Origin of the sequence: Pseudomonas sp. (assembly GCF_002796985.1) — a bacterium.
Lineage (GTDB): Bacteria > Pseudomonadota > Gammaproteobacteria > Pseudomonadales > Pseudomonadaceae > Pseudomonas.
Map to the genome: position 1 here is coordinate 130,118 of NZ_PEKX01000008.1, position 20,453 is coordinate 150,570.

The 20,453-nt window shown below is 66.7% G+C and carries 20 protein-coding genes; 11 read left to right on the plus strand and 9 right to left on the minus strand.

The features are described 5' to 3' along the window. The first annotated feature begins 36 nt into the window (after positions 1–36). The gene (locus CTR55_RS13195; protein WP_296286802.1) at positions 37–720 is read left to right on the plus strand and encodes a TetR family transcriptional regulator; all 684 of its coding nucleotides are present in this window, start codon (positions 37–39) and stop codon (positions 718–720) included. Next, a complete protein-coding gene (locus tag CTR55_RS13200; protein WP_296286803.1) occupies positions 717–2,366 on the plus strand; it encodes an acyl-CoA dehydrogenase family protein in 1,650 nt (549 codons plus the stop codon). The genes CTR55_RS13195 and CTR55_RS13200 overlap by 4 nt, the downstream gene beginning before the upstream one ends. Positions 2,367–2,391: 25 nt before the next feature. Here CTR55_RS13200 and CTR55_RS13205 read toward each other — a convergent pair whose 3' ends face one another. From CTR55_RS13205 to CTR55_RS13215, 3 genes are all read right to left on the minus strand, one after another. After that, a complete protein-coding gene (locus tag CTR55_RS13205) occupies positions 2,392–2,691 on the minus strand; it encodes a HigA family addiction module antitoxin (RefSeq protein ID WP_296286804.1) in 300 nt (99 codons plus the stop codon). A 12-nt stretch (positions 2,692–2,703) separates the two neighbouring features. Further along, positions 2,704–2,982, minus strand: coding sequence for a type II toxin-antitoxin system RelE/ParE family toxin (locus tag CTR55_RS13210; protein WP_296286806.1), 279 nt, complete (start codon positions 2,980–2,982; stop codon positions 2,704–2,706). Positions 2,983–3,175: 193 nt separating this feature from the next. Beyond that, positions 3,176–3,685, minus strand: a complete 510-nt coding sequence (locus CTR55_RS13215) for a Bro-N domain-containing protein (RefSeq protein WP_296286808.1) — start codon at positions 3,683–3,685, stop codon at positions 3,176–3,178. A gap of 516 nt (positions 3,686–4,201) precedes the next feature. On the opposite strand from CTR55_RS13215, the gene amn reads away from it, so the two are divergent. From amn to CTR55_RS13230, 3 genes are all read left to right on the plus strand, one after another. After that, positions 4,202–5,677 (plus strand): AMP nucleosidase, encoded by a 1,476-nt coding sequence (gene amn, locus CTR55_RS13220; RefSeq protein ID WP_296286810.1) that lies wholly within the window; start codon positions 4,202–4,204, stop codon positions 5,675–5,677. 136 nt (positions 5,678–5,813) lie between these two features. Next, the gene (deoC, locus tag CTR55_RS13225) at positions 5,814–6,587 is read left to right on the plus strand and encodes a deoxyribose-phosphate aldolase (protein ID WP_296286813.1); all 774 of its coding nucleotides are present in this window, start codon (positions 5,814–5,816) and stop codon (positions 6,585–6,587) included. 116 nt (positions 6,588–6,703) lie between these two features. Then, positions 6,704–7,267, plus strand: coding sequence for a hypothetical protein (locus CTR55_RS13230; RefSeq protein ID WP_296286814.1), 564 nt, complete (start codon positions 6,704–6,706; stop codon positions 7,265–7,267). Between the two features lie 155 nt (positions 7,268–7,422). Here CTR55_RS13230 and CTR55_RS13235 read toward each other — a convergent pair whose 3' ends face one another. After that, positions 7,423–8,469, minus strand: a complete 1,047-nt coding sequence (locus CTR55_RS13235) for an MBL fold metallo-hydrolase (protein ID WP_296286815.1) — start codon at positions 8,467–8,469, stop codon at positions 7,423–7,425. A 147-nt stretch (positions 8,470–8,616) separates the two neighbouring features. On the opposite strand from CTR55_RS13235, the gene CTR55_RS13240 reads away from it, so the two are divergent. From CTR55_RS13240 to CTR55_RS13255, 4 genes are all read left to right on the plus strand, one after another. Further along, entirely contained in the window at positions 8,617–9,183 is a 567-nt protein-coding gene (locus tag CTR55_RS13240; protein WP_296287130.1) for a pseudouridine synthase, read from the plus strand. 174 nt (positions 9,184–9,357) lie between these two features. Then, positions 9,358–10,266 (plus strand): LysR substrate-binding domain-containing protein, encoded by a 909-nt coding sequence (locus tag CTR55_RS13245; protein WP_296286816.1) that lies wholly within the window; start codon positions 9,358–9,360, stop codon positions 10,264–10,266. 111 nt (positions 10,267–10,377) lie between these two features. Continuing rightward, positions 10,378–11,691 (plus strand): MFS transporter, encoded by a 1,314-nt coding sequence (locus CTR55_RS13250; RefSeq protein ID WP_296286817.1) that lies wholly within the window; start codon positions 10,378–10,380, stop codon positions 11,689–11,691. 11 nt (positions 11,692–11,702) lie between these two features. After that, a complete protein-coding gene (locus CTR55_RS13255) occupies positions 11,703–12,944 on the plus strand; it encodes an amidohydrolase family protein (RefSeq protein WP_296286818.1) in 1,242 nt (413 codons plus the stop codon). A 24-nt stretch (positions 12,945–12,968) separates the two neighbouring features. Here CTR55_RS13255 and CTR55_RS13260 read toward each other — a convergent pair whose 3' ends face one another. Together CTR55_RS13260 and CTR55_RS13265 are read right to left on the minus strand one after the other, a co-directional pair. Beyond that, complete coding sequence (locus CTR55_RS13260; RefSeq protein WP_296286819.1) at positions 12,969–13,172, minus strand: DUF2788 domain-containing protein; 204 nt, start codon at positions 13,170–13,172, stop codon at positions 12,969–12,971. Between the two features lie 572 nt (positions 13,173–13,744). Continuing rightward, positions 13,745–14,224: an Lrp/AsnC family transcriptional regulator gene (locus tag CTR55_RS13265; protein WP_024763946.1), complete on the minus strand. Its 480-nt coding sequence runs from the start codon at positions 14,222–14,224 to the stop codon at positions 13,745–13,747. Positions 14,225–14,666: 442 nt separating this feature from the next. On the opposite strand from CTR55_RS13265, the gene CTR55_RS13270 reads away from it, so the two are divergent. Beyond that, positions 14,667–15,779 (plus strand): DUF6515 family protein, encoded by a 1,113-nt coding sequence (locus tag CTR55_RS13270; protein WP_296286822.1) that lies wholly within the window; start codon positions 14,667–14,669, stop codon positions 15,777–15,779. Positions 15,780–15,785: 6 nt separating this feature from the next. Here the strand turns inward: CTR55_RS13270 and CTR55_RS13275 are convergent, their stop codons facing one another. Genes CTR55_RS13275 through CTR55_RS13285 form a run of 3 tightly spaced genes read right to left on the minus strand, consistent with a single transcriptional unit; the run spans position 15,786 to position 17,612 of the window. Then, positions 15,786–16,682 (minus strand): cation diffusion facilitator family transporter, encoded by an 897-nt coding sequence (locus CTR55_RS13275; RefSeq protein ID WP_296286824.1) that lies wholly within the window; start codon positions 16,680–16,682, stop codon positions 15,786–15,788. Continuing rightward, complete coding sequence (locus CTR55_RS13280; RefSeq protein WP_296286826.1) at positions 16,682–17,194, minus strand: DinB family protein; 513 nt, start codon at positions 17,192–17,194, stop codon at positions 16,682–16,684. The genes CTR55_RS13275 and CTR55_RS13280 overlap by 1 nt, the downstream gene beginning before the upstream one ends. A 1-nt stretch (position 17,195) precedes the next feature. Further along, positions 17,196–17,612: a polyribonucleotide nucleotidyltransferase gene (locus CTR55_RS13285; RefSeq protein WP_296286828.1), complete on the minus strand. Its 417-nt coding sequence runs from the start codon at positions 17,610–17,612 to the stop codon at positions 17,196–17,198. Positions 17,613–17,806: 194 nt separating this feature from the next. On the opposite strand from CTR55_RS13285, the gene hrpB reads away from it, so the two are divergent. Next, positions 17,807–20,338: an ATP-dependent helicase HrpB gene (hrpB, locus tag CTR55_RS13290; RefSeq protein WP_296286829.1), complete on the plus strand. Its 2,532-nt coding sequence runs from the start codon at positions 17,807–17,809 to the stop codon at positions 20,336–20,338. Positions 20,339–20,453 lie beyond the last annotated feature (115 nt).

Sequence of the window (20,453 nt, forward strand, 5' to 3'; positions counted from 1 at the left end):
TCACTGATTTTCATGCAGTGAATCCGGATTCAGATCATGGCCTACCGACACTCCCCAGCGCGGCTGCAAAAGGACGGCGAACAGCGCGAACGCATCCTCGAGCTGGCGCTGGCGCGGGTTGCCGACGGCGGTTTCGCCACCTTGACCATGCAGAGCCTGGCGGACGATGCCGGCATCGCCACCGGCAGCCTCTACCGGCACTTCAGCGGCAAGGGCGAGTTGGCCGCCGAGGTCTTCGCCCGTGCCAGCCAGCGCGAGGTCGACGCCCTCGGCGTGCTGCTGAAAGCTCCCGGCAGCGCTTCCGAGCGCCTGAGCCGTGGCCTGCACCAGTTCGCCGCCCGCGCCTGGGGCAGCCGCCAGTTGGCCTTTGCCCTCATCGCCGAACCGGTCGACCCGGAAGTGGACGAGCAGCGCCTGGTCTACCGCGAAGCTTACGCCGCGCTGTTCGTCACCCTGCTGGAGCAGGGCATCGCCGCCGGCGAATTCCAGCCCCAGCCGGTGCAGCTCACCGCCGCCTGCCTGGTCGGCGCCATCGCCGAAGCCCTGATCGGCCCACTCTCGCCGCCCGCCCGCGCCGCGCGGGATGCCGGCCATTCCAACGTATCCCTGGAGGACGTCAGCGACGCCCTCGCCAGTTTCTGCCTGCGCGCCGTCGGCGCGTCCACGTCTGCGTTGCCCAAGCCAGCCAAGCCCACGCCTGTTATGGAGGACCAGCCATGATCCCGCACCCGTACGCCGAAACCCACGAAGTGACCAACCAGGTGCCGCCGCTGGACGGCGCCAACCTCTATCGCGTCGACGTGCCGCTGCAGGAGTGGGTACGCCGTTACGGCGGCGGCTGGGCCGAGCAGAAACTCGACGCCTATGGCGCGCTGGCCGGCGGGCCGCTGATGGCGGCGGGCTTCCTGGCCAACGAGAACAAGCCGGTGTTCAAGTCCCACGACCGTTACGGTCACCGCGCCGACCTCGTGGAATTCCACCCGGCCTACCACGAGCTGATGCGTGCGGCCATCGAGGCCGGCTTGCCGTCGATGCCCTGGACCGACCCGCGCGCCGGTGCCCACGTCGCCCGCGCCGGCCTGAGCTATCTCCACAGCCAGGCCGAGGCCGGAACCGGCTGCCCGCTGACCATGACCTTCGCCAGCGTACCGGCGCTGCGTCTGCAGCCGGACCTCGCCGAGAAGTGGCTGCCGAAAATCCTCTCCACCGAATACGACCCGCGCAACCTGCCCATCGAGCAGAAGACCGGCGCCACCATCGGCATGGCCATGACCGAGAAGCAGGGCGGCACCGACGTGCGCGCCAACACCACCCGCGCCTACCCGGTGGGCATCCCCGGTCCGGGGCAGGCCTACGAACTGGTCGGGCACAAGTGGTTCTGCTCGGCGCCCATGTGCGACGCCTTCCTCACCCTGGCCTACACCGACAAGGGCCTGACCTGCTTCCTGCTGCCGCGCCACCGCCCGGACGGTAGCCGCAACGAGTTCTACATCCAGCGCCTGAAGAACAAACTGGGCAACTGGTCCAACGCCTCCAGCGAAGTGGAATACCGTGGCGCGCTGGCCTGGATGGTCGGCGAGGAAGGTCGCGGCGTGCCGACCATCATCGAGATGGTCGCCATGACCCGCTTCGACTGCATGGTCGGCTCCAGCTCGCTGATGCGCCAGGCGCTGACCCAGGCCGCGCACCACTGCGCCTACCGTCAGGTCGGCGGCCGCGTGCTGGCCGAACAGCCGCTGATGCAGAACGTGCTGGCCGACCTCGCCCTGGAAAGCGAAGCCGCGCTGGCCCTGACCATGCGCATGGGCCGCGCCCTGGATAACCTGCACGACGAACAGGAGGACAAGTTCGCCCGCCTGGTCACCGCCGTGGGCAAGTACTGGATCTGCAAACGCGCCCCCGCGATGATCAACGAGGCCGCCGAATGCCTGGGCGGCGCAGGCTACGTCGAGGACACCATCCTCCCGCGCCTGTACCGCGAAGCGCCGGTCAACTCCACCTGGGAAGGCTCGGGCAACGTGCAGTGCCTGGACGTGCTGCGCGCCCTGTCGAAGGAGCCCGGCGTGCTCGACGCACTGTTCACTGAGCTGGGCGATGGCCACGGTGACGCGCGCCTGGCCTCGTTCATCGGCAACCTCAAGGCGTCCTTCGCCGACACCCAGGACATCCAGTACCGCGCCCGCCAGCTCACCGAAAACGTCGCCATCGCCCTGCAGGCCAAGCTGCTGCTGGAGGCGGGCAACTCGGTAGTTTCCGACGCCTTCATCGCCAGCCGCCTGGGCGATGGCGGCCGCGTCTACGGCACCCTGCCGCGCGGGGTGGACGTGGAAGCCCTGGTGGCGCGGGCGACGCCGCATCTGGCGTGAGGTTGAGCGATAGCTCAGGGCGGTGCTATGCCGCCCTTGGCTTGATCTCGTCGATGATCTGCTGTCCCGATTCCAACTCCGCGACGCGTAGATCGAAAGCAGTTTGCAGGTTGACCCAGGACTGGGCGTCGCCGCCGAAGTAGCGTGCCAGGCGCAGCGCAGTGTCTGCCGTGATGCTGCGGCGCTCGTTGACGATCTCGTGGATTCGCGTGGCCGGAACGCGTAGCGCGGTTGCCAAGGCATTGGCTGACATTTCCAGTGGCAGCAGATACTCCTCGCGGAGTATTTCGCCCGGGTGAATTGGGCGCATACGGTTTTGCGTCATGTCTGTATACCTTCAGTGGTAATCCACTATCTCCACGTCGTGCACGTTGCCATCGGTCCAGCGAAAGCAGATTCGCCATTGTCCGTTGATCCGGATGCTGTACTGGCCTGTTCGGTTGCCCTGTAGGGCCTCCAGTCGATTGCCCGGTGGTGACCGGAGGAAGTCCAGCGTCGCGGCCGCATCCAGCATTTGCAGCTTGCGCTCTGCCTGAGCCTGAAAGGCCCTGAAAGGTTTCGGGCAAAGGCCGTTGAACAGCGCTTGCGTGTGTTTGCAGGCAAACGACGTGATCATGGTTGAACGGTATCACGGCTGGCGTATAACGCAATGAGTAATACGCTTTGCGTTAAGGTGTCGAGGAAAAGCCGTTGTGACATGGTGTCGGGCTCCTTGCCGGCGGCGGGTACTTGGTTTTGTAGGGCGCATAACGCGCCAGCGTTATCCGCCGGGGAGGTTCCGGCGGATAACCTGTTCCAGGTTATGCGCCCTACGGGAGCGTCAGGCGCCAGCGCAGTGAGCGCCACCAGCCGGCGCGTGGGGCTGTAGCGGTTTTGGGTTGCAGCAGCTGCGGCACGTCGCTGTAGCGGACCCAGAGCTGGTCGTTCCATTCCAGCAGCGCGATGTCGCGGCTTTCCCAGCGCAGCAGGGAGCGGCGCGGATGCTGGATGGGGAGGGTGGGGTCGCGCAGGGCGGGGATGACTTCGTTGGTGATCCACTGTCGCAGGCTGCGGTTTTCCGGGTGGCGGTAGCGGGAGAGGAGATTGAATAGTCCGGCTTCGCAGACCAGCCAGGTGTCCTGTTCACCGCTCTGGGTTTGCAGCCGTTCCCGGCGCTTGAGGTCGGCGTCCAGGCGGTGCTCGGTGAAGTGCTCCACCGGGCAGCCCATCAGGCCGCCGAGGTCGCTGGCGGCGAACCAGGGTTGGTTTTCCAGCATCAGGGCACGGAGCGGACGTTGGTGGCGCATGAATACCGCAGGAACATGGGTATCAGTTTCCATTGAGATAGTTCCCATCAATAAATTGAGGAACTGCCTCCCGTCGCCGTCAATCGAAGGGCGGCAGACCGCGCGGGGTTGACGGACCGGCCCTGCGGAACCGGCAGATCTTTCAAAGAAGATCTCCCAGCGCGATCTGCCATTGAGCGTTGCGATCAGTAATCGCGGACACAGCAAGGCATGTGGAGATGTTCGCCATCTACACGTACGTCGGAAGACGCATTCGCGCCGCAGAGTCAGGCCGTCAAACCCGGCTGCGGGATTGACCGCAGCGCGGCCAATCTAGCGTCGTCGCCTCGACAAACAAGACGCTTCCGGCAGCTTGGGACGGCCCGACACGCGATATACGAAAACGGAATGCAGCCACTTCATTCGGGCTGTCATCCGCACTCACGGTCGCGGATTCTGTCATAGGCTTTCTTCAACCTTTCCGCTCGTCCTGCCAGTACCGAATCTGTCATCCCTTTCTGTGACGGAAGCAGGCAAGATGGAGCTGATCGTTCAGACAGGATGCCCACCATGAGTCTTACGACTGGCGACGAATTCTTCGTCGCGCAGACCGCCGAAGAGGCCGTCGATCGACTGGCCGTGCTCCACGAGCGCGCCACCGTCGCCCTGAACCAGGCGCTCAAGCGGTACCTGAAGGACCGCGAAGTTCCCGATGCGCAGCAGCGCGAACAATTCCGCTATCCACTGTTGCGGGTGATCTACCTGTGCCAGGGCGAAGTGCCTTCCACCACGCGCGCCTATGCCAAGGTCCAGGTGCCCGGCACCTACGCGGTGACCATCACCCAGCCCAAGGCCTTCCGCAAATACCTGCTGGAGCAGCTGCGCCCGCTGATGGAAGACTTCACCGTGCGCGTGGAAGTCGGTGTGAGTGCACAGAACATTCCCTACCCCTACGTGGTGGAGGGCGGCGACGAGCTGGGCGGTTCCGGCGTGACGGCTGCTGAGCTGGCACGGGTGTTCCCCAGCACCGATCTGTCGGCCACCTCTGACGGCGTAGCCGATGGTCTGTACGAATGGGAAAACGCCGATCCGATGCCGCTGGCGCTGTTTGACGCGGCGCGCACCGACTTTTCCCTGCGTCGCATGGTGCATTACACCGGCAGCGACTGGCGCCATGTGCAACCTTGGATCCTGCTGACCAACTACCACCGCTACGTCGACCAGTTCATCCACCTGGGTCTGGAACGCCTGCGTGATGACCCGCGCTTCGTGCGCATGGTCCTGCCGGGCAACGTGATCATCGAGCGCGGCACCGATGAAGGCGAGGCCAACGCCATCGTCGCCAGCGTCGAGTGGCACCGCTTCCAGATGCCGGCCTACCACCTGATCGCCGAAGACGGTGACGGCGTGACCCTGGTGAACATCGGCGTCGGCCCATCCAACGCGAAGAACATCACCGACCACCTGGCCGTGCTACGCCCGCACTGCTGGTTGATGGTTGGCCATTGCGGCGGCCTGCGTCAGTCGCAGACCATCGGCGACTACGTGCTCGCCCACGCCTACATGCGCCGCGACGGCATCCTCGACCGCGTACTGCCGCCGCACATCCCGATCCCGGCGTTGGCCGAGGTGCAGCTGGCGCTGCAGGACGCTGCCGCGCTGGTCACCGGCGAGCGCGGCGACCAGCTCAAGCGCCGCTTGCGCACCGGCACCGTGCTCACCTACGACGACCGCAACTGGGAGCTGCACTGGGCCCAGGAGCGCCCGCTGATCAACCTCGCGCGGGCGATTGCGGTGGACATGGAAAGCGGCACCATCGCCGCCCAGGGTTATCGCCTGCGGGTGCCCTACGGCACGCTGCTATGCGTGTCGGACAAACCGCTGCACAGTGAGATCAAGCTGCCCGGCGCGGCCACGGCCTTCTACCAGCGGGCGGTGAGCCAGCACTTGTCGATTGGCGTGGCCGCCGTCGACCTGCTGCGCACCCAGCTCAACTCGCTGCACTCACGCAAGCTGCGCAGCTTTGACGAGCCGCCGTTCCGCTGATCTGCGACAGGGCACGGGGCGGCCACCAGGGTGATGGTGGTCGCCTCAGCTGCATCACGAGAGCAGCGTAGGGCGCACAGCGCGCCAGCGTTATCCGCCCCACGGCGCCAAAGAAATCCGATGGAGAGCGTTGCCGATGACCGATCCTCGCAAGACCCCGGCGGGCCGCGTGCTCGCCCTGCTGGACCTGACCTCGCTGAATGCCGGCGATGACCTGCAAAGCACCGTCGATCTCTGCCGCCGCGCGCTGACGCCTTATGGCGAAGTGGCGGCAGTGTGCGTGTGGCCGAAGCTGGCGCACGTCGCCCGCCGCACGCTCAATACGCTGGGTGGGCGCGGTGTGCGGGTGGCCAGCGTGTGCAACTTCCCCGGCGGCGACGCGCCGCTGGCGGATGTGGTGGAGGAGGTGCGCAAGACCCTCGCCGAGGGAGCCGACGAGATCGACCTGGTCTACCCCTGGCGCAAGCTCAAGGCTGGCCAGGAGACGGGGGCCGTGGAGCTGATCCGCACCTGCAAGACGCTGTGCGGGCCGTACCACCGCCTCAAGGTGATCCTGGAAACCGGCGAGCTGGCCGACCCGGAACTGATTCGCACGGCCTGTCGCGAAGCCATCGCTGGCGGAGCCGACTTCCTCAAGACCAGCACCGGCAAGGCGGCGAACGCCACGCCGGAAGCGGTGCGGGTGATGCTCGAAGCCATCGCGGAGGAGGGCGGCAACGTGGGGCTGAAAGTCTCCGGCGGCCTGCGCACGCTGGCCGATGCGCAGGTCTATGTGAAGCTGGCGGAGGGCCGTTTCGGCGCCGCCTGGATCAAGCCGGAACACCTGCGCTTCGGCGCTTCCACGTTGCTCGACGACTTGCTGCGCGAGCTGCGTGGCGAGGCGGAGCCGGTCTCTACTCGGGACTATTGATCGCCCCGCGTTGACGCTGCTTCGGGTGGGCCTAGAATGCTCGCCTTCCGCGCCACGGGGAACCGTGGCGCGCCCCTCCGGTCGGAGCTTCGCCGACCTCTTCCGCTGGTGACTCCATGCCGTTCCGCGCTCCTTCGCACCTGACCAACCCGCTGCGCCGCTTCGCTCGCCGACTGGTGGAAAACGCCGCTCCGGAAGTGGCCGCGCCGCTGCCGCTGCCCGACAGCATCGCCGGCGAACCCTGGTTCTCCGTGGGCAAGGCAGTGGAAGGCCTGGGCGGCGAGCGGGTGGATGGCTGGTGCCTGGAAGAGTGGCCGGGCCTGGCACTACGCGCCCGTTTCAGCGCCTGCTGGCGCGACGCCCAGGGCCGCCTGTGGAACGTGCTGCCGGGCGGCGAAGCCATCGCCTTCCTGCCCGACCCGAAGCGCCGCTACGAGGGCGTGCCGCTGGCCGAACAGCTGCAGGCGCTGGCGCGTGATGAGCTGCTGGAAGACTACCTCTGGCTCAGCCGCGAGCTGAGCAAACTGCAGCTGGACGACGAGCGCCGGGAAGTCCGCGACTCCATGCGCCAGCGCCTGGAAAGCTGGCTCGAGCTGGGCGGCCGCGGCGACAAGCCGTGCCCGTGCAACAGCGGCAAGCGTTATCGCAACTGCTGCAGCAAGCGGGTTCGGGAGAACTGACCCTCCTTGTAGGAGCGAGCTTGCTCGCGATCTTTTGAAGCGTCGGTGCTGGCGCCGACCGATCGCGGACAGAGTCCGCTCCTACGCCAGAGGGGCAGCACCGGCTTTCCCTTGTAGGGGCGGGCCATGCCCGCGATCACGCGCATGGCGCGCTCCTACAGGGAACTGTCCTGCATCGGCGGTACGAGCCACTGCTCGCCCGGCTTCGGCGCGCGGAAACGCTCCGGCGCCACGCCGCGCTGCTGCAGCGCCGCCGACAGGTCGCTTACTGGCGTGAACTGGCCTTCGTCGCTCAGGCGGAAGGTGCCGAAGTGGATCGCCATGCTGCACTGCGAGTCCAGATGCTGGTGCGCCTGCACCGCGTCGTCCGGGTTCATGTGGTGGTGGCGCATGAACCAGCGCGGTTCGTAGGCACCAATGGGCAGGGCGGCGAAACGCATCGGGCCGAAGCGCTGATGCATCAGGCCGAACTCCTCGCCCAGCCCGGTATCGCCGGGGAACAGTAGCGGGCCATCCGGGGATTCCAGCACGAAGCCCATCCACAGTGTGCGATTGGTATCGCGCCGCGAGCGCGCCGACCAGTGCTGCGCCGGCACGCCGGTGAGCAGCATGCCTTCGGGCATCGGCAGGCTTTGCCACCAGTCCAGCTCAGCGATGTCAGAGAAGCCGCAGGCGCGGATCAGCTCGCCATTGCCCAGCCCAGTTACCACCTTCGCTGACGGGAAACGCCGCGCCAGCTCGCGCAGGCTGTGGATATCCAGGTGGTCGTAGTGGTTGTGGCTGACCAGGATCAGGTTGATCGGCGGCAGCTCGTCCAGCGCCAGGCCTGGCGGGTGTACGCGCTTGGGGCCGACGAAACTGAACGGGCTGGTGCGCTCGCACCAGAGCGGATCGGTGAGGATGTTCAGGCCGCGGTGCTGGATCAGCAGGGTGGCATGGTTGATGTAGGTGACGCGCAGTTCGTCGCCTTCGACGCGCGCTGGCGTCTGCGGGCGGGCGTCGGGGCCGGGCTGGCTGATCCACTGCTGCTGGCGGCCACGCTCGCGTTGCCATCGGAGGAAGGCGCGCAGGCCGTTGTGCGGTTGGCGGTCGAGGTTGTGGAAGCGCTGCCCGTCGAAATGGGCGCTCTGCGGGCCGCGATAGCGGGCGCCGAGGCGGCCGCTGAGGTTGCGCAAGGTAATCAGCCAGGTGGGGTGGCTCATGGGCGTGCTCTTGCAGTGAGGGCTTTGCACAACCTAGCATGCCGGGGATTCGCTTCACCCCTATCCTCGGTTACCAGTCTTTTCGCCATGCCCCGTCCTCCGCGCCCCGCCAATCGTCGTCCCGCTGCCCGTCCCGCGCCCCGCCGCGTGGCCAAGGCACCGCCGGCACAGCCCAAACTGATCCTGCTGAACAAGCCGTTCGACGTGCTGACGCAGTTCAACGACAGCGATGGCCGCGCGACGCTGAAGGATTTCGTCGATGTGCCCGGCGTGTACCCGGCCGGTCGGCTGGATCGTGACAGCGAAGGCCTGCTGCTGCTGACCAATGACGGCCGTTTGCAGGCGCGCATTGCCGATCCCAAGCACAAGCTGCCGAAGACCTATTGGGTACAGGTGGAGGGCGAGCCGAGCGATGAGCAGCTCGATCAGCTGCGCAAGGGCGTGCAGCTCAACGATGGCCCAACCCTGCCCGCCGAGGCGCGCCGGCTGGCAGAGCCGCAGCTATGGGAACGCGACCCGCCGGTGCGCTTCCGCAAGTCGGTGCCCACGGCCTGGCTGGAACTGGTGATCCGCGAAGGGCGCAATCGCCAGGTGCGGCGGATGACGGCAGCGGTCGGCCTGCCCACGCTGCGTCTGGTGCGCGTGCGCATCGGGCCATGGCAACTGGAGGGGTTGCAGCCGGGGCAGTGGCGGGAAGTCAGCCCCGAGCTGTGAGCGGTTTACCGGCGACGTGTGAGATGTCTGACTGAAATTTGGTCGAGCCACGTAGGACGACTCCTGAATCTCCCCGGCGCAATTGTTGCTCCTTCGGAACGCGGCGCATCCTCGCCCTGAACCCTCAGCCGGGACCGGCGCTCGGCCCGGCGCTTCAGGAAGAGACGGCCCGTCATGCGCATCACCCCCTTGCCACCCTTGCAATGCCTGGTGGCCTTCGAGGCTTCGTTGCGGCACGCCAGCTTCACCCGTGCCGCCGAGGAGCTGCACCTGTCGCAGAGCGCGATCAGCCGGCAGGTGCAGCAACTGGAAGGCTATCTCGGGCGGCCGCTGTTCATCCGTGAGCACCGTTCGCTGCGCCTCACGCCGGTCGGGGAACGCTACGCCAGCGAGGTGCGCCGGCTGCTCGCGCAGTGCGCCGAGGCGACCTTCGATGTGATGAAGCACCAGGGCGATCTGGACCTCACCGTGGCCTGCTCCTCAGGCGTCGCGTCGTTGTGGCTGTTGCCCCGGCTGCCGCGCTTTCGCGCCGAACACCCCGGCGCGCACTTGCGGCTGCTGGTGCGTGATGGGCTCAGTGGCATGTCGCCAGCGGAGTTCGATGTCGGCCTGTACTACCTGCGCCGTCCGGACTGCCCCGAGTACAGCGTGCGTCGGCTGTTCGACGAGGAGGTATTTCCCGTCTGTTCGCCGGATTACCTGGGCAACCGGTCGCTGCGCCCCGAGGAGCTGGCCGGCGAGACCTTGCTGCATCTGGATGATGGGCAGCGCCAATGGATGTCCTGGAGCGAATGGCTGGGCTGCAATGGCCTGCCTTTCCCGCGCTCACGTCCCCTGCTGAGCGCCAACCATTACCCGCAGCTGGTCGAGCTGGCGGTGCTGGGCCAGGGGGTCGTGCTGGGGTGGCGCTACATGATCGATGACTACCTGGCGGACGGTCGTCTGCGCCGGCTGACCGTGGCTTCTGCCAGCCACGGCGGCGGTTACTTCATCCTCTCGCCGAATGATCGGCTGCAGAACCAGGCCTGCCGGTTGTTCACCCGCTGGCTGCTGGAGCAGGCGCGGCAGCAGACCGGGCCCTGAGCCGCTGCCATGCGCCTGACGCATGGCGGCATGTGAATCTTTCGTTTCAGCCGCGCCCCGGCGGCTCCTTAGCATCGAGGTCTCGTCGATTGCTCAGGAATAACAATAACCATGCACGCCACCTTGTCTGCGCAGCCCACCAGGGCGACTCCGGCCAGTGACGCCCAGCGTCGCCGCGCGATCATCGCCACGGTCCTGGGCAATGGGCTGGAGTGGTTCGACTTCACGGTCTACAGCTTCTTCGCGGTGATCATCGCGCGGTTGTTCTTCCCGGCAGACGATGAACTCGGTTCACTGCTGCTGGCGGTGGCGACCTTCGGCGTCGGCTTCGTCATGCGCCCGGTGGGCGGGTTGGTGCTGGGTGTGTATGCGGACAAGGCTGGGCGGAAGGCGGCGTTGTCGCTGACCATTCTGCTGATGGCGGTGGGCACCGCGATCATCGGCCTGGCGCCGACCTATGAGCAGGCAGGCATTTTCGCGCCGTCGCTGATCGTCTTCGCGCGTTTGCTGCAGGGCTTTTCCGCCGGCGGCGAGATGGGCGGGGCGACGGCCTTCCTCACCGAGCATGCACCGCCACATCGACGCGCCTACTACTCCAGCTGGATTCAGTCGAGCATCGGCTTTGCCGTGCTGCTCGGCGCGGCCACCGGAACTCTGGTCACCTCGTTGCTGGATGAGCAGGCGCTGTACAGCTGGGGCTGGCGCGTGCCGTTCCTGCTGGGGCTGCTGATCGGCCCGGTGGGCTATTTCATTCGCCGCCATGTGGACGAGTCGCCAGCGTTCGCCGAGTTGCAGAAGCAGTCGGCGGACCACTCGCCGTTGCGCGAGGTGCTGTCGCAGTTCCCGCGGGAAACCTTCGCCAGCTTCTCCCTGGTGATTCTCTGGACGGTCTGCACCTATGTGCTGCTGTTCTACATGCCGACCTACTCGGTGCATACCCTGGGGCTGCCGCAGTCCACCGGGCTGGTCGCCGGCATGCTCGGCGGCGCGGTGATCCTGTGCTGCTCGCCGCTGGTCGGCTGCCTGGCTGATCGCTGGGGCCGGCGGGTGATTCTTGCTGGCGCGGCGCTGGCGATCCTGCTGCTGAGCTGGCCGCTGTTCGCCTGGATCAATCACTCGCCAGGGTGGCTCTCGTTGCTGGTCTTCCAGGCGCTGTTTGGTGTGCTGATCGCCGCCTATACCGGCCCGATCCTCGCCGTCTTTGCCGAACTATTCCCGACCCGCGTGCTCTCCACCGGCCTGTCGGTGGCCTACAACGCTTCGGTCACCCTGTTTGGTGGTTTCGCGCCCTTCTTCATTACCTGGCTGATTGCCCGCACGGGCAGCGACATGGCGCCCGCGTTCTACGTGATGGCCGCCGCCGCCGTCAGCCTGGCCGGCACGTTCTTCATCAAGGACGTGTCATCCGTTCCCCTGAACCCATGAGGTTTGTATCAATGACCCTGTCTGTAACTGTGCTCAAGGGCGGCAATGTGCTCGATCTGGATCGGGGCGTGCTGCTGAAGAACCACCAGGTCGTCATCGAAGGCGAGCGCATCGTCGAGGTGAGCGCGCAGCCGGAGGAACGGCCGGGGGCGCGGGTGCTGAACGTGGCCGGGAAGACGGTGATGCCCGGTCTGATCGATTGCCACGTGCATGTGCTGGCGTCGTCCGCCAACCTCGGGGCCAATGCCGGCCAGCCGAGTGCGCTGGCGACCATCCGCGCGCTGCCGATTCTCAAGGCCATGCTGGCGCGCGGCTTCACCAGCGTGCGGGATGCCGGCGGCGCCGACTGGGGCCTGATGCAGGCCATAGAGATGGGGCTGGTAGCCGGGCCGCGGATTTTCCCCTCGGGCAAGGCGCTGTCGCAGACCGGCGGGCATGGTGATTTCCGCTCGCGCGGCGATCTGCTGGAACCCTGCTCATGCTGCTTCCGCACGGGTGCTATCGCGCGGGTGGTGGACGGTGTGGGGGCTGTGCGGCTGGCGGTGCGCGAGGAACTGCAGATGGGCGCCACGCAGATCAAGATCATGGCGTCGGGCGGGGTGGCATCGCCGACCGATCCGATCGGCAATACCCAGTATTCCCGAGAAGAAATCTGCGCCATCGTCGACGAAGCCGAGGCCGCCAATACCTATGTGATGGCGCACGCCTATACGCCACGGGCGATCAAGCGCGCCGTCAGCTGCGGTGTCCGCACGATCGAGCACGGCAACCTGGTGGATGTCGAGGCGGCCAATTTCATGCGGGAGCAGGGTGCCTTCGTGGTACCGACGCTGATCACCTATGACGCCCTGGCGACCCACGGCGCTCAGTTCGGCCTGCCGCCGGAATCGGTGGCGAAGGTCGCGGCAGTGCGCGAGGCCGGTAGGCGCTCGTTGGAAATCTATGCCCAGGCAGGCGTGCCGATGGGCTTCGGTTCAGACCTGCTGGGGGATATGCACCGTTTCCAGGGGGAGGAATTCCGCATCCGCGCCAAGGTGCTGGGCAATCTGCAGGCGTTGCGTTCAGCCACCAGCGTGGCCGCGGACATCCTGCAGCAGCACGGTGAGCTGGGCGTGATCGCCGCGGGCGCCATTGCCGATGTGCTGGTCGTCGATGGCAATCCGCTGGACGACATCGGCGTGCTGGCCGGTGACGGGGAGTATGTGGAGTACGTGATCCAGCGCGGGCAGTTGGTCAAGGTGGCTGTCAGCTGACGCCCACCTGTGGGCAAGGCGGCGTCAGAAGCCGCCTTCGAGCCCGGCGACGACGACCGACTTGATCAGGAAGCCGAGTACGCCCAGGCCCAGGGCGAAGAACAGCACCATGGTGCCCATGCGGCCGGCCTTGGACTTCTTGGCGAGGTCCCAGACGATGAAGGCCATGAACACGATCAGGCCGGTGACCAGGCCGTACATCATCCAGTCTTCGAAACTCTCGTTCATTGCAGCTCCTGCCCGGGGCGGACGTGGTCCGAGGGACGCCGGGACGCGGTGGTAGTGAAGAAGGCGAGCATTATACGCATGCGGCGCTGGGCCGTTCAGAACCGTTCATAAAATGATCAGTTCGTGCTGCGGGGCGGGCGCAATGCCACGCAATTCCCCGCCGCGGCGTGGCTGGCGGGGAAATTTCCGGTATTGCTTTTGATCGGCGGGAGGCGGGGTGCGCTGATGTGTCGCAGGGTGGCGCCGGCTTTGCCGACGGATCGTGGGCGTGGTCCGCTGCTACAGGTGTAGATCACGGAATTTCTCCTGCTTTTGATGGCTTCCAGAGAAACTTCCGCACACGCGAGGTGCGCCTGGAAGACGCTCTGCTCCCACCTGGAAAATCCTGCGCGGGCGTCTGCCCTCACCCTAACCCTCTCCCAGGGGGAGAGGGGACTGGATCGGTGCAGAATGAAACCACGGCGTCAGCCGGCACATTCGGCCTCCTCTCCCTGAGGGAGAGGGCTGGGGTGAGGGGGAAGCACAGGCACGGACTATCCAGAGGAAGACAGTTGCTTCTACCAGGGTCAGGGTTATACCCGCAGGTGGTCCAGCGGCAACTCGGTACTCGCCAGCACGTTGCGCAGCACGAAGCTCGACCGCACGCTGGTCACGCCCTCGATGCGGGTCACGGTGCCAAGCAGGAAGTGCTGGTAGTGTTCCATGTCTGGCACCATCACCTTGAGCTGGTAGTCCGCGTCCATCCCGGTGACCAGGCTGCACTCCAGCACCTCGGGGCACTTGCCGATGATCTGCTGGAAATGCTCGAAGCGCTCCGGCGTATGGCGGTCCATGCCGATCAGCACGAAGGCGGTGAGGCTCAGGCCGAGCTTCTTGCTGTCCAGCAGGGCGACCTGGCGGACGATGTAGCCGTCGTCTTCGAGCTGCTTGACCCGCCGCGAGCAGGGCGAGGGCGACAGGCCGATACGTTCGGCCAGTTCCTGGTTGGAGATGCGCGCATCGCGTTGCAGTTCGGCAAGAATTCGCAGGTCGTAGCGGTCCAGCTTGTCCATGGATGCCTCATTTTTCTATTGAATTGCGCTTGTGGCGTAATTTTTAGGTATTTGTTGCTCAGGTGATACCTGTATGAGCAATCTTAGCAATCATTTCCTCGCTCTGTCGCCGTACTATTTCTCCCAGATTCACAGCCCGGACATCACGTCCCCCTGCGATCCGCCCAATCAGGCGCTTCGCGGCCCGCCGACCCAACAGGATCGCGCCGGCCACCGGGCTACGCACTGCCCAGAAGGCGGAGCGAGGTGAGCCGGCGCCAACAGCGACGAGCAGGACGAGATTCCACAAAGGGAGGCTGACGAGCCTCCCTTTTTTCTTGCCCGCGATTTGCCCCTCCATCTTTACCCTGACTTTACCCAGCGCCCTGCAATGGCGGCTTTGCGCCGTGGTCTATGGCAATGTCGCATCACTGTTTTCGGCCGTCGCCGAAGTGAGGAATCCATGAAGTCGGGCATCGGGCGGTTCGCCTCGTTCGCTGTGCTTTCTCTGGCCGTCGCGGTCCAGGCGGTGGCGGCCGAGGGGCCCGATACGCAGGGACGCCCGCAGGGCAATAACGGCGGCCAATGGCAGGGGCGGCCTCAGGGCAACAACGGCCAGGAGCATGGGCGCCCGCAAGGCAACCCAGGCGGCCAATGGCAGGGGCATCCGCAAGGAAACAACGGTGGTCAGTGGCAGGGGCGTCCACAGGGCAATAATGGAGGTCAGGAGCACAGTCGTCCGCAGGGCAACCCCGGCGGCCAATGGCAGGGGCATCCGCAGGGCAACAATGGTGGCCAGTGGCAGGGTCGTCCGCAGGGTAACAATGGTGGCCAGTGGCAGGGTCGTCCGCAGGGCAACAATGGCGGTCAATGGCAGGGTCGTCCGCAGGGCAACAATGGCGGGCAATGGCAGGGTCGTCCGCAGGGCAACAATGGCAGTCAGTGGCAAGGTCGTCCGCAAGGCAACGACCACGGCAGCGCCGGTTGGCAGGGCGGCAATCGTCCGCCATCGGCAGGCTGGCAGGGCCGCCCGCCGCCTTCCCGCGGCAACTGGGGCCCACATCCGTCCTACTGGCGGCCGGGTTACGTGGTCAACGCCATGCCAAGCGGGCACTACCGCGTGCCCTATCGCGGCGGTGATTACTATTTCAACGATGGCTACTGGTATCGCCCTTACGGCTCGCGCTATGTGGTGGTGACGCCGCCTTACGGCGTGCGTGTGCGCTACCTGCCGTCCTACGCCGAGCAGGTGTGGATCGGCAGCATCGGCTACTTCCTCGCGGCCGGCACCTATTACCTGTGGCAGGCCGGTTCGCAGGATTACGAAGTGGTGGCCCCGCCACAGCAGCAGGTCGCCAGCGTGGCGCAGTCGGCTTACGACGTGATGGCTTACCCGATGTACAACCAGGGCCCGGACCAGCAGTCCCGCGACCGCTACGAATGCCACCGCTGGGCCGCTGACCAGAGCGGTTTCGACCCGGCCCTGGCGAGCTATGCGCCGCCGGCCTACGTCGCCGACAACTACCGCCGCGCCCTGGGCGCCTGCCTGAGCGGACGCGGCTACAGCGTCAACTGAGGCTCACTAACTGATGGTCTCTTTGCCCACCACTTCCTGCGGATCGGCGTGCACCAGCACCTCGGCCCGCGGGAACTCCTTGTGGATCGCCAGCACCGCCTCGTCGCACAGGTAATGCGCCTTCGACAGTGACAACTCGCCGGGCAACTCCAGGTGCAGCTGGACGAACCAGTGGGTGCCGGAAATCCGTGTGCGCAGATCATGAGCGCCAAGCACGCCGGGCACTTCACGCACCAGCTCGAGCATGCGCGTGCTGACATCCGGCGGCAGTTCCTCGTCCATCAGTACGGCGACCGATTCGCGGGCGATCTGGAACGAACTCCAGAGGATATACAGCGCGATGCCCAGGCCGAAGATGGCGTCCATCTGCTGCCAGCCGAACTGTGCCAGCAGCAGCGCCACCAGGATGCTGCTGTTGAGCAGCAGGTCGGAGCGGTAGTGCAGGGAGTCGGCGCGGATGGCGTTGGAGCCGGTGATCTTCACCACGTAGCCCTGCACCGTCAGCAGGCCGGCAGTGAGCACCAGTGACAGGATCATCACCGCGATACCCCAGCCGACGGCTTCCACCGGCTCCGGGTGTTGCAGTCGGTCGATGGCCTGGGCGCCGACCAGCACGGCGCTGACCGCAATGAACAGCGCCTGGGCCAGGCCAGACAGCGATTCCGCCTTGCCGTGGCCGTAGCGGTGGTCGTCGTCCGCCGGGCGGATGGCGTAATGCACCGCCAGCAGGTTGAGGAAGGAGGCGGCCCCGTCGAGCAGCGAGTCGGTGAGGCCGGCCAGCAGGCTGACCGAACCACTGAGCCACCAGGCGATGGACTTGGCCACCACCAGGGTGATGGCCACGCCGAGCGACGCGAAGGTCGCCAGCCGCATCAGGTGGGCGTGGCTGGCGTGCTTGAGCATCAGGTGTCCAGGCGGTTGGGCAGGAAGTAGATGTAGTCCAGCAGCGGCGCCTTGTGGCCCAGCGCGGTGAGCGCGGCGCTCATCTGCCCGCGGTGGTGGGTGCCGTGGTTGACCAGGTGCTGGACGATGTTCGCCAGGCTCTGGCGGTGTTCCTGCCCGGCCATGTTGCGGTAGTCCAGTTGGGTGCCGAGGGTGGCGTCGGTCTGCTTGCTCAGCCACAGACGCCAGGCGCTGACACCGTCATTGAGGAAGTCGGCGAGGCCGGCGCGGTCGGGCGCGGCCTCGGCGTCGAGCCGTTCGAACTGCCAGGGCTCCCGCTGCACGCGGGCGAACCAGATGCGATCGACCACCGCGAGGTGGTTGAGGGTGCCATGCAGGCTGCCGAAGAACAGCCCGCGCGGTGCGCGGTAGGCCTCTTCATCCAGCGGCGCGACGGCCTCCAGGATGCGTTCGTAGGCCCACTGGTGGTACGCCAGGAGTTGCTGCAGGTGTGAAGCGAGGGCGCCGTGCATATCAGGCCTCCGGGCGCAGGCCCAGGCTGGCGAGTTGTTGGAGGTTGCCGCTGCGCTGGAGCAGACGCGGATCGTCCAGGGGCAGGCTGCGACCGGTTTCACGCTCGAGGATCGCCTTGAGTTTAGCCTTGTCCACGGTGCCGTCTTCGCTCACGGCATCCTTGAGCTTTTCCGGTGCGACCGAGTACTTCTCGTCGGGCAGGTAGATCGCGCCGGTGGCGAAGTCTACGCCGAAGGCAATCAGGCCCGGGATGACGTAGAACAACAGACCGACGGCGTCCAGGGCAGCGACTGCCGGGTCGATGCGGCCGTCGATCTGGCCGCGTCGATCGGGGTAGAACAGGGTGCCGCAAGCGGTCAGCTGGCTGAACAGGGCGGCACTCAGAACGGCACAGGAGACTCGGGTGGCAAGACGCATGGAAAAACCTCCGGGAGGATGATGCGGACAACTATAACAACGAGTTCTGAACGGCTGCTGGCAGTTTCGCACTAGCCAGCGTTTTCGTTGCTGCTATGACTGCTGACTTGGCATCGCGGTTCGCCCGCTATAATCGCGCGCCCCGCGCTATGGCCGGGTGACTGCCTTATGACATTCGAGTTCCAGGAGCCGGCATGCACGCCCTTCCCATCGATAGCGTCCTTCCCGCCCTGCGCCAGGCCCTGGCCGAGCGCCACGAGATGGTGCTGGAAGCGCCGCCCGGCGCCGGCAAGACCACCCGCGTGCCGCTGGCGCTGCTGGCTGAGGCGTGGCTGGCCGGGCAGTCGATCCTGATGCTGGAGCCGCGCCGCCTTGCCGCCCGTGCTGCCGCCGAGAGGCTGGCCAGCGAGTTGGGTGAAAAGGTCGGTGAGACCGTCGGCTACCGCATTCGCCTGGACAGCAAGGTCGGCCCGAAGACGCGCATCGAAGTGGTCACCGAAGGCATTCTCGCTCGCCGCCTGCAGGATGACCCGGCGCTGGAAGGCGTAGGGCTGGTGATCTTCGACGAGTTCCACGAAAGATCGTTGGACGCCGACCTCGCCCTGGCGCTGACCCTCAATGGCCGCGCTCTGCTGCGCGACGAGCCGCCGCTCAAAGTGCTGGTGATGTCCGCAACGCTGGAAGGCGAGCGCCTGTCCGCGCTGCTGGGCGACGCGCCGGTAGTGCGCAGCGAGGGCCGTATGTTCCCGGTGGATATCCGCTGGGGCCGCCCGTGGCAGGCCGGCGAGTTCATCGAACCGCGTGTGGTGCAGACGGTGCAGCAGGCGTTGGCCGACGAGCCCGGTAGCCTGCTGGTGTTCCTGCCCGGTCAGGCGGAGATTCGCCGGGTCGCCGAACAGTTGGGCGAGGCATTGGCCGGTCGTCCCGAGATTCTCATCTGCCCGCTGCACGGCGAACTCGACCTCGACGCCCAGCGCGCCGCCATCGAGCCCGCGCCGTCGGGCAAGCGCAAGGTGGTGCTGGCGACCAACATCGCCGAGACCAGCCTGACCATCGACGGCGTGCGCGTCGTGGTGGACGCCGGGCTGGCGCGGGTGCCGCGCTTCGATCCGGGCAGCGGCATGACCCGCCTGGACACCCAGCGCATCTCCCGCGCCTCCGCCACCCAGCGCGCCGGCCGTGCCGGGCGACTGGAGCCGGGCGCCTGCTATCGGCTGTGGTCCGAAGCGCAGCACGAGCAACTGCCGGCCTATGGCGCGGCGGAAATCCTCCAGGCCGACCTCGCCGGTCTCGCCCTGCAACTGGCGCGCTGGGGCGTCGCCCCGCAGGAGCTGGCCTGGCTCGACCTGCCGCCCGCCGCCGCTTATGCCCAGGCCCAGGACCTGCTGGAGCGCCTCGGCGCGCTCGCTTCCCGCGCTGGCGGCGGCAGCCTGACGGCCCACGGCCAGGCCATGGCCGAAGTGCCGGCGCACCCGCGCATCGCCCATCTGCTGCTGCGCGGCCACGCGCTGGGGCTGGGGCAACTGGCCTGTGATCTGGCCGCCTTGCTCGGTGAGCGCGACATCCTGCGCGGCAACGATGCCGATCTGCATCACCGCATTGCCTTGCTGGGCGGCGAGCAGAGCGGCGCGCGTGCCAGCCGTGGCGCGGTGCAGCGCGTTCGCCAACTGGCGCGGCAGTTCAAGGGCTACCTGCGCGGCCCGGCCCGCGAGCCGGTGGCCGACCCCGATCATCCGCGTTGGCTGGGCGGCCTGCTGGCCTTTGCCTACCCGGACCGCATTGCCCGTCAGCGCCGTGCGGGCGGTGGCGAGTACCGCCTGGCCAACGGCCGCGCTGCGCTGTTCGGTGAGCCGGATGCGCTGATGAAGGAAGCCTGGCTGGTGATCGCCGACCTCGGCAGTCGCCAGGGCCAGCGCGAAGAACGCATCTACCTGGCGGCGGCGCTGGAGCCGGCGTTGTTCGAGACGATCCTCGCCGAGCAGGTCAGCGTCCACGACGAACTGGAGTGGGACGAGCGCGAAGGCGTGCTGCGCGCCGAGCGCCAGCGCAAGGTCGGCGAGCTGGTGCTGTCCACCGAGGCGCTGCCCAACCTCGATGCCGAGGCCCGCAGCCGCGCGCTGCTCGGGCTGGTGCGGCGCAAGGGCCTGGAGCTGCTGCCGTGGACGCCGGAGCTGCGCCAGTGGCAGGCGCGTATCGCCTTGCTGCGCCGGCTCGATCTGGAGGGCAAGGGCGACAGCGAGTGGCCGGACGTCAGTGACGCCGCACTGCTGGCTTCGCTGGAGAACTGGTTGCTGCCGTACCTGGGCAAGGTCTCGCGGCTGTCGCACTTCGCCAACCTGGAGCTGAGCGGGATTCTCCACGCGCTGCTGCCCTGGCCGTTGCCGCAAAGGCTGGACGAGCTGGCGCCGCGCGCGCTGCAGGTGCCGTCCGGGTCGAGCATCCGTCTGGACTACAGCGAGTTTCCGCCAGTACTCGCCGTTCGCCTGCAGGAGCTGTTCGGCCTGGCCGATACGCCGTGCATTGCCGGTGGGCGGGTGGCGGTGAAGCTGCACCTGCTGTCGCCGGCACAGCGCCCGGTGCAGGTGACGCAGGACCTGGCCAATTTCTGGCGCAGCACCTATGCGGAAGTGAAGAAGGACCTGAAGGGGCGCTACCCCAAGCATTACTGGCCGGATGATCCCTTGATCGCCGAGCCGACGGCGCGGGCCAAGCCGCGTAAAACCTGATCGCGGTGCACCGCTTTTCGTAGGAGCGAGCTTGCTCGCGAATCCTCCGAGCGTCGGAGCGTGTCGGGGTTCGCGAGCAAGCTCGCTCCTACAGGGGCTTTGCGGCTCCGGTCGT